8 protein-coding genes are annotated in these 13,717 nt (G+C 73.1%); 5 read left to right on the top strand and 3 right to left on the bottom strand.

Going from position 1 to position 13,717, the window contains the following annotated elements; all coding sequences use genetic code 11:
• Positions 1-109 precede the first annotated feature (109 nt).
• Together guaB and AC3IX6_RS14025 are read left to right on the top strand one after the other, a co-directional pair.
• Complete coding sequence (guaB, locus tag AC3IX6_RS14030; RefSeq protein WP_489370452.1) at positions 110-1,615, top strand: IMP dehydrogenase; 1,506 nt, start codon at positions 110-112, stop codon at positions 1,613-1,615.
• 145 nt (positions 1,616-1,760) lie between these two features.
• Positions 1,761-2,885, top strand: coding sequence for a GuaB3 family IMP dehydrogenase-related protein (locus AC3IX6_RS14025; RefSeq protein WP_327305053.1), 1,125 nt, complete (start codon positions 1,761-1,763; stop codon positions 2,883-2,885).
• Between the two features lie 84 nt (positions 2,886-2,969).
• Here the strand turns inward: AC3IX6_RS14025 and AC3IX6_RS14020 are convergent, their stop codons facing one another.
• The 3 genes from AC3IX6_RS14020 to AC3IX6_RS14010 all read right to left on the bottom strand — a co-directional run bounded on the left by AC3IX6_RS14020 (position 2,970) and on the right by AC3IX6_RS14010 (position 5,353).
• Entirely contained in the window at positions 2,970-3,275 is a 306-nt protein-coding gene (locus AC3IX6_RS14020) for a hypothetical protein (protein WP_489370451.1), read from the bottom strand.
• A gap of 168 nt (positions 3,276-3,443) precedes the next feature.
• On the bottom strand, positions 3,444-3,974 hold the full coding sequence (locus AC3IX6_RS14015; protein ID WP_489370450.1) for a hypothetical protein: 531 nt from the start codon (positions 3,972-3,974) through the stop codon (positions 3,444-3,446).
• A 149-nt stretch (positions 3,975-4,123) separates the two neighbouring features.
• On the bottom strand, positions 4,124-5,353 hold the full coding sequence (locus AC3IX6_RS14010; protein WP_250744114.1) for a nucleotide sugar dehydrogenase: 1,230 nt from the start codon (positions 5,351-5,353) through the stop codon (positions 4,124-4,126).
• 363 nt (positions 5,354-5,716) lie between these two features.
• Between AC3IX6_RS14010 and AC3IX6_RS14005 the strand changes: the two genes are divergently transcribed.
• The 3 genes from AC3IX6_RS14005 to AC3IX6_RS13995 all read left to right on the top strand — a co-directional run bounded on the left by AC3IX6_RS14005 (position 5,717) and on the right by AC3IX6_RS13995 (position 13,686).
• Positions 5,717-7,447, top strand: a complete 1,731-nt coding sequence (locus tag AC3IX6_RS14005; RefSeq protein ID WP_489370449.1) for a glycerol-3-phosphate dehydrogenase/oxidase — start codon at positions 5,717-5,719, stop codon at positions 7,445-7,447.
• A gap of 149 nt (positions 7,448-7,596) precedes the next feature.
• Positions 7,597-10,113 (top strand): serine/threonine-protein kinase, encoded by a 2,517-nt coding sequence (locus AC3IX6_RS14000; protein ID WP_489370447.1) that lies wholly within the window; start codon positions 7,597-7,599, stop codon positions 10,111-10,113.
• 117 nt (positions 10,114-10,230) lie between these two features.
• Positions 10,231-13,686 carry a protein kinase gene (locus AC3IX6_RS13995; protein WP_489370446.1) on the top strand — a complete coding sequence of 1,152 codons (3,456 nt, stop codon included), beginning with the start codon at positions 10,231-10,233 and terminating at the stop codon, positions 13,684-13,686.
• The last annotated feature ends 31 nt before the right edge of the window (positions 13,687-13,717 follow it).

The following is a 13,717-nucleotide window of genomic DNA, read 5'->3' as shown; positions in this document are numbered from 1 at the left end:
CCCGTAGGAAGCTACGAACCTTGGCCTTGATCTTGGTCGTGGAATGAGACGCGTCGGGATCCCGTTAGCATGGACATCCGCGCTGAGCAAGACCATCTTGGAAGGTGTCATGACTGTGAACGCCGACGGAGTGCCCGACAAATTCGCCACGCTCGGCCTCACTTATGACGACGTGCTCCTGCTTCCCGGGTCGTCGGACATGTCCCCGGACGCCATCGACACGTCCTCGCTCATCTCCCGCAACGTCCGTGTGAACGTCCCGCTGCTCTCCGCCGCCATGGACAAGGTCACCGAGGCCCGGATGGCCATCGCGATGGCCCGCCAGGGCGGCGTCGGCGTTCTGCACCGCAACCTCTCCATCGCCGACCAGGCCAACCAGGTAGACCTGGTCAAGCGCTCCGAGTCCGGCATGGTCACCGACCCGATCACGGTGCACCCCGACGCGACCCTGCGCGAGGCCGACGAACTCTGCGCCAAGTTCCGCATCTCCGGCGTCCCGGTCACCGACCCGGCGGGCAAGCTGCTCGGCATCGTCACCAACCGCGACATGGCCTTCGAGTCGGACCGCAGCCGCCAGGTGCGCGAGGTCATGACCCCGATGCCGCTGGTCACGGGCAAGGTGGGCATCACCGGCGTGGACGCCATGGAGCTGCTGCGCCGCCACAAGATCGAGAAGCTGCCGCTCGTCGACGAGGCCGGCCTCCTCAAGGGCCTCATCACGGTCAAGGACTTCGTCAAGGCCGAGAAGTACCCGAACGCCGCCAAGGACAAGGACGGCCGGCTGCTCGTCGGCGCGGCCGTCGGTGTCGCCGGCGACGCGTACGAGCGGGCCCAGGCGCTGATCGAGGCGGGCGCCGACTTCATCGTCGTCGACACCGCCCACGGCCACTCCCGCCTCGTCGGCGACATGGTCTCCAAGATCAAGTCGAACTCGACGGTCGACGTCATCGGCGGCAACATCGCCACCCGCGACGGCGCCCAGGCCCTCATCGACGCCGGCTGCGACGGCATCAAGGTCGGCGTCGGCCCCGGCTCCATCTGCACCACCCGCGTCGTCGCCGGCATCGGCGTCCCGCAGGTCACCGCGATCTACGAGGCCTCGCTCGCCGCCAAGGCGGCCGGCGTGCCGGTCATCGGCGACGGCGGCCTGCAGTACTCCGGCGACATCGCGAAGGCACTCGTCGCCGGAGCCGACACGGTGATGCTCGGCTCGCTGCTCGCGGGCTGCGAGGAGTCCCCGGGCGAGCTGCTGTTCATCAACGGCAAGCAGTTCAAGTCGTACCGCGGCATGGGCTCGCTCGGCGCGATGCAGTCCCGCGGCGACCGCAAGTCCTTCTCCAAGGACCGCTACTTCCAGGAGGGCGTGGGCGGCGACGACAAGCTCATCCCCGAGGGCATCGAGGGCCAGGTCCCGTACCGCGGCCCGCTCTCCGCGGTCGTGCACCAGCTCGTCGGCGGCCTGCGCCAGTCGATGTTCTACGTCGGCGGCCGCACGGTGCCGGAGCTCCAGGACCGCGGCCGGTTCGTCCGGATCACCTCGGCGGGGCTCAAGGAGAGCCACCCGCACGACATCCAGATGACGGTCGAGGCGCCGAACTACAGCCGCAAGGGCTGATCGGACCATCTCAGGAGGGGCGGGCCCGGACGGGCCCGCCCCTCCCGCGTGCCCGGTGCGTGCGTCCGTACAGCGGTCACCGGAACGCGGCGCGCCGGGGTTCGGGGATACTGGACGGGCAGACCCACAGGAAAGGCCACCACACGTGACTGAGATCGAGATCGGGCGCGGCAAGCGCGGCCGCCGGGCGTACGCGTTCGATGACATCGCCATCGTCCCCAGCCGCCGTACCCGGGACCCGAAGGAGGTCTCGATCGCCTGGCAGATCGACGCCTACCGCTTCGAGCTCCCGTTCCTGGCCGCCCCCATGGACTCGGTCGTCTCCCCGCAGACCGCCATCCGCATCGGCGAGCTCGGCGGCCTCGGCGTGCTGAACCTCGAAGGCCTGTGGACCCGGTACGAGGACCCGCAGCCGCTGCTCGACGAGATCGCGGAGCTGGACGAGGAGACCGCCACCCGCCGTCTCCAGGAGATCTACTCCGCTCCGATCCAGGCGGACCTGATCCGGCAGCGGATCAAGGAGGTGCGCGACTCCGGTGTCGTCACCGCCGCGGCCCTCTCCCCGCAGCGCACGGCCGAGTTCTCCAAGGCCGTCGTCGACGCGGGCGTGGACATCTTCGTGATCCGCGGCACCACCGTGTCGGCGGAGCACGTCTCCGGCGCCGCCGAGCCGCTGAACCTCAAGCAGTTCATCTACGAGCTCGACGTCCCGGTCATCGTGGGCGGCTGCGCCACCTACACCGCGGCCCTGCACCTGATGCGCACCGGCGCCGCCGGTGTCCTGGTCGGCTTCGGCGGCGGCGCCGCGCACACCACGCGCAACGTGCTGGGCATCCAGGTCCCGATGGCCACCGCCGTCGCCGACGTGGCCGCGGCCCGCCGCGACTACATGGACGAGTCCGGCGGCCGCTACGTGCACGTCATCGCCGACGGCGGCGTGGGCTGGTCCGGCGACATCCCGAAGGCCGTCGCCTGCGGCGCCGACGCCGTGATGATGGGCTCCCCGCTGGCCCGTGCCACCGACGCGCCCGGCAAGGGCAACCACTGGGGCATGGAGGCCGTCCACGAGGACGTGCCGCGCGGCAAGAAGGTCGACCTCGGTACGGTCGGCACCACCGAGGAGATCCTCACCGGCCCGTCGCACTCCCCGGACGGCTCGATGAACATCTTCGGCGCCCTGCGCCGCTCGATGGCCACCACCGGCTACAGCGAGCTCAAGGAGTTCCAGCGGGTCGAGGTCACCATCGCGGACTCGCAGCACAGCCGCTGAGGCCCGTCCCGCACTGCCTGAGGCCCGGCTTCCCCTCTGGGGAGCCGGGCCTCAGGCGTACCGGGGGTGCGGCCGGGGCGCCGGTCAGTTCTTGCCCTTGGTCCGGCGGTTCACGCAGATGGCCCACGGGACGAGGAAAGCCGCCGCGAGGAGCAGCCAGGGCACCAGGGAGTACGCGTCGTCCCGGGCGAGCTGGCCGTGCCGGTCGCCCATGAACGTGCCGGCCAGGACCACCCACGCGAGGGCGAGCATCCCGGGGAGGCCGAGCACCCACAGCAGGACGGTGAACCAGGCGGCGGGTTCGGAGCGCGCGGGGTGCGGGGGGCGCGAGGTGTTCGGGCGGCTCGGGGTGTTCTGGGTGTTCTGGGTGTTCGGGAGGTTCGGGGACACGCGCGGATCATAGGGCCGGGGGGCGTGCGGAAGACAGGTTTCCGGCCGCGCGTGATCAAGGGCCTGCCTGCTCGGAGCCGTGGAGTCGCGGAGCCGCGGGGGTCGGGTACGCGGACGGCCCCGGAGTCCTGGGCGGAGTCCGGGGCCGGGCCGTGTGGAACCGAGGGGTCAGGCGGCCTTGCGGGCCGACTGGAAGGCGGTGTAGCCGCCGAAGGCGAGGAACAGGTACGTCATCGGGCCCGAGTCTTCCTTCCAGGCGTCGACGAGCAGGGAAGTGCCGAGGTTGAGCACGTCGAGGGTGCTCACACCGAGGTCGTCCGCGTTGTACATGGCGATGCCGAGGATCTGGCCCGCGAAGATGGCGGCCAGGGACAGCAGGGCGCTGAACACCGGCAGGAGGGGGTTGGCCCCACCGAACTTGCCGGCGGCGAAGCCGACCGCGGCGCCGACGCCGACGGCCGCGTAGCTGATCTGGTATCCGCTCAGGCCGATGATCGTTCCGTACAGGGCGGCGGTGACCAGGGCGGCGCCCACGGCCGCGGCGATCCCGAGGCCCACGTTGGCGGGGCGCGCCGGGGCCGGAGCCTGGGCCTGGAGGAAGTCGGCGCCGGACGGGCCCGGGTAGCGGTAGTCGGCCGCTGCGGCGTCGGGCGCGGGAGTGGTGGAGTCGGGCGTGGGCGACGGGAACTGCTGGCTCATGGAGAAATCCCCCCCAGGGATTTGGGCACACGGGGCCCGCACGGCTGACGTGGGGGTGTATGCACGAGATAAGACGCCGCAGGCTAGCAGCAGCCTGTGACATCCGTGGAGGGGTTTCGGGCGGGCGGTCCGTGCCTGCGGGGCACGGGCTAGAGACGGTGTGCGGCGCCCGCCGGGCTGGCGCCGCGGGTGTCCAGGAGCAACTGGGCCTTGACCGCCAGGCCTTGCAGGTCGTAGGTGCGGTGGTGCTGGAGCAGGATCGTCAGATCGGCGTTGGCGGCGGCCTCGTACAAAGATTCGGCACGGGGGACGGGCTGGTCCCTGACGCGCCACCCGGCGATGTACGGGTCGTGGTAGCTGATCAGGGCGCCGAGGTCGAGGAGGCGGCTGGCGATCTCGCGCGCCGGGGAGCCCTCCTGGTCGGCGAGGTCCGGCTTGTAGGTGACGCCCAGGAGGAGGACGCGGGCGCCGCGCGCGGACTTGCCGTGCTCGTTGAGCAGGGTGGCGCTGCGCTGGATGACGTACTGCGGCATCCGGTCGTTGATCTCCTGCGCCAGACCGACCATGCGCAGCGGGTGGCCCGGGGTGCGGGTGGTGTGGGGGAGGTAGTTGGGGTCGAGGGGGACTCCGTGGCCGCCGACTCCGGGGCCGGGGCGGAAGGCCTGGAACCCGTACGGCTTGGTCTCGGCGCACCGGATGACGTCCCACAGGTCCACGCCGAGGTCGTGGCAGAGCACGGCCATCTCGTTCATGAGGGCGATGTTGACGTGTCGGTAGTTGGTTTCCAGGAGCTGGACCGTCTCGGCCTCGCGCAGGCCGCGGGCGCGGACCACCTTCTCGGTGAGGCGGGCGTAGAAGGCGTGCGCGGACTCCGTGCAGGCGGGGGTCAGGCCGCCGATGACCTTGGGGGTGTTGGAGATGCCGTGCGTGCGGTTGCCGGGGTCCAGGCGGCTGGGGGAGTAGGCCAGGTGGAAGTCCCGGCCGGCGCGCAGGCGGGATCCCGATTCGAGGATCGGGCGCAGGTAGTCCTCGGTGACGCCGGGGTGGGCCGCCGATTCGAGGATGACGGTGGTGTGGGGGCGCAGTCGGGCGGCGAGCGTGCGGCCCGCCTCGCCGACCGCGGACAGGTCGAGTGCGCGGTCGGCGCCGAGCTGGGTGGGGGCGCAGATGACGGCCGTGCGGACCCGGCCGAGTTCGACGGGGTTGGTGGTGACCCGGAAGCCGGCCGCCGACATGCGGCGGATCTCTGCGGCGGTGAGGGTGGAGTCCGTAGCCGGACCGCTGTCGTAGCCGACCGTCTCGATCCCGGCGGCCACGGCTGCCTGGGCGAGCGGGAGGCCGAGATGGCCGAGTCCGATGACGGCGAGATCTGCGGGCATGGGGGTGCCGTCCCTTCCCTTCCCTGACATGCATGAGGGGGCGGAGCGCGCAAGTCCTGTGGCGGAGGAAATCTGGCGCAATGTCAGACTAGGCGTATATATGACAGATATGTCGTATTCGGAGGTCTTGGCCGCCGCCGTGTTATCCACAGCCGGTGGCTGATGTGGGTGCGGCCGGTGAGAATCATGAACGGGCGATGTGAGCGGGATCACCCACAACGGGTGGGATGACCGCACAGGGCGGACGGGGCGACCCGCGTCAACGGGAGGCAGGCAGCCGTGAGGACTGGGACAGGGGCAGGGACGGGCGCAGCGGCAGGTAAGGGGTCGGGGGCGGCGACGGGCATGGGGATGGGTGCGGGGATGGGGGGTGGTGGCGGGCAGGCCTCGCTGGGGCCCGTGCAGCGGGCCGAGGCGCTCGCCGGGATGGCCGAGCGGGAGCTGGACGTGCTGGTGGTCGGGGCCGGCGTGGTGGGAGCCGGTACCGCCCTCGACGCCGTGACCAGGGGCCTGGCGACCGGGCTGGTGGAGGCGAGGGACTGGGCTTCGGGCACCTCCAGCCGCTCCAGCAAGCTCATCCACGGCGGGCTCAGATATCTGGAGATGCTCGACTTCGCCCTGGTGCGGGAGGCGCTCAAGGAGCGCGGCCTGCTGCTGGGGCGGCTCGCCCCGCACCTGGTGAAGCCGGTGCCGTTCCTCTATCCGTTGCAGCACAAGGGGTGGGAGCGGTTCTACGCCGGTTCGGGCGTCGCGCTGTACGACGCCATGTCGCTCTCCAGCGGCCACGGGCGCGGGCTGCCGACGCACCGCCACCTCTCGCGCAAGCGCGCCCTGCGGATCGCACCGGCGCTGCGCAAGGACGCCCTGGTGGGCGCCCTGCAGTACTACGACGCCCAGATGGACGACGCGCGCTACGTGGCGACCCTGGTCCGGACGGCCGCCGCGTACGGGGCGCAGTGCGCCAACCGGGCGAGGGTCGTCGGCTTCCTGCGGGAGGGCGAGCGGGTCGTCGGCGCGCGGGTGCGGGATGTGGAAGGGGGGCGGGGAAGTGCCGGGGAGTACGAGATCCGGGCGAAGCAGATCGTCAACGCCACGGGGGTGTGGACGGACGACACCCAGGCGCTGATCGGGGAGCGCGGCCAGTTCCACGTACGGGCCTCGAAGGGCATCCACCTCGTCGTTCCCAAGGACCGGATCCACTCCTCGACCGGGCTGATCCTGCGGACCGAGAAGTCGGTGCTCTTCGTCATCCCGTGGGGCCGGCACTGGATCGTGGGCACCACGGACACCGACTGGGACCTGGACAAGGCGCACCCGGCGGCGTCGAGCGCGGACATCGACTACCTGCTGGAGCACGTGAACTCGGTGCTGGCGGTCCCGCTCACCCGGGACGACGTCCAGGGGGTCTACGCCGGCCTGCGGCCGCTGCTGGCCGGGGAGTCGGACGCGACGAGCAAGCTCTCGCGCGAGCACACGGTGGCGCACCCGGTGCCGGGGCTGGTGGTGGTCGCCGGCGGCAAGTACACGACGTACCGGGTGATGGCCAAGGACGCGGTGGACGAGGCGGTGCACGGCCTCGACCAGCGGGTCGCGCCGTGCGTGACGGAGGACGTGCCGCTGGTCGGGGCCGAGGGGTACCGGGCCCTGTGGAACGCCCGGGCGCGGATCGCCGCGCGGACCGGGCTCCATGTGGTGCGGGTGGAGCACCTCTTGAACCGGTACGGCTCGCTGACGGAGGAACTGCTGGCGCTGATCGCCGAAGACCCCTCGCTCGGGGAGCCGCTGACGGGCGCCGACGACTACCTCCGCGCCGAGGTGGTCTACGCGGCCTCGCACGAGGGGGCGCGGCACCTGGACGACGTGCTGACCCGGCGGACGCGGATCTCGATCGAGACCTTCGACCGCGGGACGCGATCGGCGCGCGAGTGTGCGGAGTTGATGGCTCCGGTCCTGGGCTGGGACGAGCAGCAGATCGAGAAGGAAGTGGAACACTACGAGAAGAGGGTGCAGGCGGAGCGGGAGTCGCAGCGTCAGCCGGACGATCAGACGGCGGACGCGGCGAGGCTGGGGGCGCCGGACATCGTCCCGTTGTAACTCCGTCACTTCGCGGGCGGAACCGCGGACCCGGGGCTCCCGTCCGTTGCGGAGTAAGGGACAATGAGGGTTCTGCCGGGGCGGGTTACCGGGCACCCCGGCCGCTGCCAGGGCAACCGGAGCAGGCGGCACGAACGCAGAGGGGACGCATGTCGAAGCCGGAGCACACCGAGTCGCCGGAGCCGTCTGTCGGGACGGGATCGCCGGTGCCTCCGGCGTCACCCCCGACGGAACCGAAGTCTCCGGCGAAGCCGCCTGCGGCGGGAGCCGCGAAGCGGGCTGCCGCCGCGAAGCCGGGCGCTTCCGCGGCGGAGCCGGAGCCGCGGAAGGCTGCGCCGCGGAAGGCGGCTGCGGCGAAGGCTGCCCGTGGGGCCGAGCCCGAGGACGCGAAGCCTGCCGGTGCGAAGGCCGAGCCTGTGGATGCGAAGCCGGGCGAGGCTGCGGGTGCGGGTGTCGAGCCTGAGGATGCGAAGCCTGTCCAGGGGCAGGCCGAGCCCGAGGATGCGAAGCCTGTTCAGGGGAAGGGCGAGGCCAAGGGGGCGGAGCCCGTCCGTGGGACGGGTGCGTCCGAGGGTGTGAAGGCTGCCGGGTCTGAAGACGCGAAGCCCGTCGGCGTGAAGGCGGAGCTGCGCAAGGCTGCCGTCGTGCGCGCGGACGGTGGGGACGAGGCCGCGAAGCCCGTCGCGGTGAGCAAGGCCGACGAGGTGGCCGCCGCCGTCAAGGCCGCCGCGGCCAAGGCGGGAGAGGGCGCTCACGACGAGGGCCGGCTGCTCGCGGGCCGGTACCGGCTCGGGGACGTCCTCGGCAAGGGCGGCATGGGTACCGTCTGGCGCGCCGAGGACGAGACCCTCGGCCGCACCGTCGCCGTCAAGGAACTCCGTTTCGGCAGCGGCGTCGACGAGGACGAGAAGCGCCGCCTGATCACCCGCACCCTCCGCGAGGCGAAGGCCATCGCCCGGATCCGCAGCGGTGGCGCGGTGACCGTCTACGACGTCGTCGACGAAGACGGCCGGCCGTGGATCGTCATGGAGCTCATCGAGGGCCCCTCGCTCGCGGAGTTCATCCGCGAGAGCGGCCCGCTGACCCCCCGCCGGGCCGCGGAAGTCGGCCTCGCCGTGCTCGACGTACTCCGGGCCGCCCACCGCCAGGGCATCCTGCACCGGGACGTGAAGCCCTCCAACGTGCTCCTCGCGGACCGCGGCAACGGCCGCGTGGTCCTCACCGACTTCGGCATCGCCCAGGTCGAGGGCGACCCCTCCGTCACCTCCACCGGCATGCTCGTCGGCGCGCCCTCGTACATCTCGCCCGAGCGGGCCCGCGGCCAGCGCCCCGGCCCGCCGGCGGACATGTGGTCGCTCGGCGGCCTGCTGTACGCCGCGGTCGAGGGGGTTCCCCCGTACGACAAGGGGTCGGCCCTCGCGACGCTCACCGCGGTGATGACCGAGCCCGTCGAACCGCCCAAGAACGCGGGCCCGCTGACCGAGGTCATCTACGGCCTCCTCGTCAAGGACCCCGCCCACCGGCTCGACGACGAGCGCGCACGGGTGCTGCTCACCGCCGTGATCGAAGCACCCGAGCCGCCGGCCCCCGTACCGGCCCCGGACGTCGAGGAGACCCGGCAGATATCGCTCGCCGAGGCCCGGGACGCCGCCGAGAAGGCGGCGGCCGACAAGGCGGCCAAGGCCGCCGAGAAGGCGGAGAAGAAGGAACGCGAGCGCCGTGAGCGCGAGCAGCGCGAGCGCGCCCGCGCGGCGCTGAAGTCGGCCCGCAAGGAGGCGGCCGCCAGCGCTGCCGCCGCGGCCGCCGCCACGGCCGCGACCGCGGCCGAGTCCCCGAAGCCGCGCCCGGCGCCCGTGGCCGCCCCGCTCACCGACGTCGTGCCGCGCCGCACCATCGCGCTCGCGATAGCCGGCGTGGTCATGGCGCTCGCCGTCATCGGCTCGATCGTCGCGTACGCCGTGAGCGGCGACGACGAGAACGGCGGTACCCCGAAGGACGGCAAGGGCGGCGGCAAGACCGCCGCGTCGAGCCCCGCGCCCGGTTCGTCGGCCCCGTCGGCGCCCGCGCCCTCGCCTTCGCCCTCCCCCTCGCCGAAGACCGGCGAGGGCTCCGGCGGGGCCGCGTCCCCGGACCCGGGCCAGTCGCCCGGTTCGGGCACCAACCCCGGCCAGGGTCAGGGGGCCACGCCCGGTGGCGCCCTGCCCGGGCTCCCGCCCGGGTACGCGCAGGTCAACGACCCCGGGTTCCACTTCGCGATGGGTCTGCCCGCGAGCTTCAAGCAGACCGGCGTGATAGGGAAGAACGACGGCGTCATCTACAGCAGCGACGGCGGTTTCCCGCGCGTGCAGATCGACTTCAACAGTTCGCCGAAGGACGACGCCCGCGCCGCCTGGCTGGAACTGGCTCCGAGCGTGGCGGGCAGCAGTAGCAACTACAAGCTGCTGCGCCTCGAGAAGGTCGAGTACCGCGGGTACCCGACCGTCGCGGACTGGGAGTTCGAGCGGGACCAGCGGGGCGAGCGGGTCCGGGTGCTCGACCGCGGGTTCAGGATGGACGCGAAGCACGGCTACGCCATCATGATCACCTGCCGCGCCGACCAGTGGGACGCGGAGGAGTGTAGGCAGCTGCGCACCACGGCGTTCGACACCTTCCAGCCGCTGGGCTGACGCGGGTTCCGGGCGAGCTCGTGTCAGCCTCGCCAGGGCCGGGACGCGGGCGCCCCGGGCGTCGTATCGTGTCAGCGGGGCCTGGGGGACGGGCCCGCAGCTCTCGGGGGAGGCGATGTGGAGGACTACGCGGGCCGGATCCTGGCCGAGCGCTACCGTCTGCCGTTGCCGCCGTCCGATGCGTACGAACTGATCGAGACCCGGGCCTTCGACACGCGCAGCGGTCAGGAAGTCCTCGTACGGCAGGTGCCGTTGCCGGAGGTCGTCGACGCGGAGCTGCTGGACGGCACGCGGGGCGGCCCGCCCGCCGCCGGCGGCCGGCGGCTCCCGCACGCCGAACTGCCCGCCGTGCGCAGGGCGATCGAGGCGGCGCAGGCAGCGGCGTCCGTGCCGGACCATCCACGGCTGGATCAGGTCTTCGACGTGTTCGCGGAGGGCGGGTCGCTCTGGATAGTGAGCGAACTCGTCCCGGCCCGACCGCTGGCGGCGCTGATCGCCGACGAACCGCTGAGCCCGTACCGGGCGGCGGAGGTGGCGGCGGACGTGCTGACCGCTCTGCGGGTGCTGCACGCGCACGGCTGGACGCACCGGAACATCACCATGCGGACGGTGCTGATCTGCGAGGACGGGCGGGTCGTCCTGACGGGCCTGGCGGCGGGAGCGGCGGAAGACGCCCTGTGCGGGTACGACCCGGTTCCCCCGCAGGACGGCACGGGCCACTCGGCGGTGGCGGCGGTTTGGCCGGGCGGGGAACCGGTTGCCGGCGCCGGGTTCGGGGCGGGCCGGCCCGAGAGCGGTGGCGGGTACGGCGGCGGGCAGGTGGACGGGTACGGCCGCGACGCTTCGGCCGGGCCGGTGGCGGGCGCGGGGTATGGCGGCGCAGCCCCGGCTGGGCCGGGTGGCGGCGCGGGGTACGGCGGTGGTTCCCCGGGCGGGGCTTGGGGCGGGACGGCGGTGGATGCCGGGTACGGACAGGGGGTCGGGCCCGGTGCGGTTGGCGGGCAGCGGGGCGGGGAGCCCGGCGATCGGTACGACGACCTGTACGGGGGCGGGGACGCGGAGCGGTCCGCGCGGGACGGCGGGGCGGGTACGGGTACGGCCGCTCAGAGGGGCGGGAACGCGGCGGAGTACGCGCCGCTCGTGGCTCCGGGGTACGACACCGGGCCGCGCTACCGGGACCACATAAGCCCCGGGACCGCGAACGGTCCCGATGTATCCGGTACTTCCGGCGCCCCCGGCGCTGCGAGTGCTCCCGGCGGTTACGCCGGCCCAGGCGCTCCGAGCGGGCCCGGTGCCCACGGCGTTCACGGTGCCTCCGGTACCCCTGGTACCCCCGGCGTTCATGGTGGCTCCGGCACCTCCCGCACCCCCGGCGCTGCGAGTGCTCCCGGTGCCTCCGGCGTTGCCGGTACGCCCGGCGGTCACGGCGTTGCCAGCGCTTCTGACGGTTCCGGTGCGCCCGGGACTTCTGGCGCCTCCGGCGTTGCCGGTGCGCCTGGCGTTCACGGTGCATCCGGCACTCTTGGCCCTTCCGGTACCCCGGGGACTCCCGGGAACCAGGGCGCCCTCGGGACTCCAGGGACTCAGGGTGGCCCCGGGACTCCGGGTGTCGCCGGGGATCGGCCCGATCTGAAGGCTGCCGCGCGGGCCGGGGCCATCGCCGCGTACCGGGCCGGGGCCCAGGCCGCCGCGCGGATCACCGAGCAGCGCAAGGCCGGTTCGGAGCCCGCGCCGGAGTCGGAAGCGGAGCCGAGGCCGGAGGGGTCGAAGCTGCCGCAGGGGTACTCGTACCCGTACGGCGGTCCGGACAGCGGCGCGACCTGGCACGGTGCCACCCCGCGCCGCCAGGCCCTGCCCCCGGCCGGGGCGGAGCCGCCGGCCCGCGCCGTGCTGCCGGCGCAACTCGCCCTCCCCCAGGGCTACCAGCAGGCGGACACCCCCGGCGACGGCCAGGCACCCGGGCAGGCGGAGGGCGGCCGGGCGGTGCCCGGCCCCGGCCACGGGCAGCCTTCGCCGCGTCCAGGCCGCCCGGATCAGGATCAGGCGGGCTTCGGTCAGCCGGTTGCGCGGGACGCCGCCGGGTACGGCGGGCAGCCCCAGCTCGGGCCGGGCGGTACGCAGAGCGACACCGGATACGGGGCGGCGGCCGGGGCTGCTGGGTACGGGCAGGCCGGTCCACAGAACGGTGCCGGGTACACGGCGGTTCCCGCGACCCGGGAGCACGGGCAGGGCGGTCCGCAGGGCGGCACCGGGTACGCGGCTTCCGCGCCCCGCGGCCCCGGCCAGACCGGTCCGCAGGGCGGTGTCCGGAACCCGGCCGGGGGTGGTGGGCGGGCCGGTGGTGGGGTTGGCGGGTGGGGGAGTGGGCCGCGGAGCGGGCTCGATGCCGAGCGGGCCCGGCAGACGCGGATGGCCGTGGTCGGGGCCGTCACCGAGCGGTGGGCTCCCGAGCAGGCGCAGGCCGTGCACGGGCCGTGGCAGTTGGCCGCGCCGGTCGGGCCGGCCACCGACCTCTGGGGGCTCGGCGCGCTCCTGTACCGGGCCGTACAGGGCCATGCCCCGTACCCCGAGGACAGCGTCGCCGAGCTCGTGGAGATGGTCTGCGCCGAGCCCCCCGCCTTCGCCGAGGAGTGCGGCCCGCTGCGCCCGATCGTGGAATCCCTGCTGCGCCAGGACCCGACCGAGCGCCCCGACTTCGAGGAGCTCCGCGGCTGGCTGCGCTCCCTCGTGCGGTCCGCTCCGGAGCCCGACGGCGGCTTCGCGATGCTGCCCCCGGTGGTGGAGGATCCGGCCAGGCTGCCCGTCGTACGGCGACGCGCCGACCTGCACGGCCGGCACCGCAGCGCCGAACACCCCCGCAAGCCGCGCTCGCTGGGGCGTTCCCTGTTACTCGGGATCCTCGTCCTGCTCTCGGGAGCCGTGGCCTACGCCCTGTTCTTCATGCCCCGCTCCGCCGATCCGCAAGGCGGGCAGAAGGCCGCCGGCATGAAGCAGCCCGCCGCGACCCAGTCGCAGAGCCCGGGGCGCAGCCCCAGCCCGAAGCAGAGCGGGTCCGCACCGGCTCCGAGCCCCTCCGCGAACCCGCCCGAGTCCAAGCCGGCTCCGCAGACCAACGCCCCCGCTCCGTCCGGGTACACGGCCCAGCAGGACGCCGAGCACTTCTCGATCAACGTTCCGAACGGCTGGGAACGCCGCGGAATGAACGAGTCCGGTCAGGTCCGCTACACGGACGGGGCCTTCGTCCTGACCGTCGTCCCCGGCCGGGACAAGGTCGAGGGCAACCCCGACCCGGCCACCTACCAGAAGGACAAGGAGCCCGAGCTGGCTCCGTACCGCTCCTCCACCTGGTCCAGCGTCAGCGACATCAAGTCCACCAAGGTCGGCAACCAGCTCCGCGTCACCGGCCGGTACACGTGGATCGACGGCAACGGCCGCTCCGTCGTGGCCCGCAACTTCGTCGTCGCGCTCGGAGGTTCCTACCACGTGGTCATGGTCACCGGCCCCCAGGACCAGGAGGGCAAGGTCACCGAAACCTTCGAGCAGGCGACGGCCAGCTACAAGAGCGGCGGCTGACGCGGTATCAGTACGGCGATTGCGTCACAGT

Source organism: Streptomyces sp. GL_141 (genome assembly GCF_057834385.1).
This window is presented reverse-complemented; position numbering and strand designations above follow the sequence as displayed.

Excerpts from the sequence above, each read along its gene's own strand:
- guaB (WP_489370452.1), top strand. The coding sequence starts at position 110 with ATGACTGTGAACGCCGACGGAGTGCCCGACAAATTCGCCACGCTCGGC.
- AC3IX6_RS14015 (WP_489370450.1), bottom strand. The coding sequence starts at position 3,974 with ATGAGCCAGCAGTTCCCGTCGCCCACGCCCGACTCCACCACTCCCGCG.
- AC3IX6_RS14010 (WP_250744114.1), bottom strand. The coding sequence starts at position 5,353 with ATGCCCGCAGATCTCGCCGTCATCGGACTCGGCCATCTCGGCCTCCCG.
- AC3IX6_RS14005 (WP_489370449.1), top strand. The coding sequence starts at position 5,717 with ATGGGGGGTGGTGGCGGGCAGGCCTCGCTGGGGCCCGTGCAGCGGGCC.
- AC3IX6_RS14000 (WP_489370447.1), top strand. The coding sequence starts at position 7,597 with ATGTCGAAGCCGGAGCACACCGAGTCGCCGGAGCCGTCTGTCGGGACG.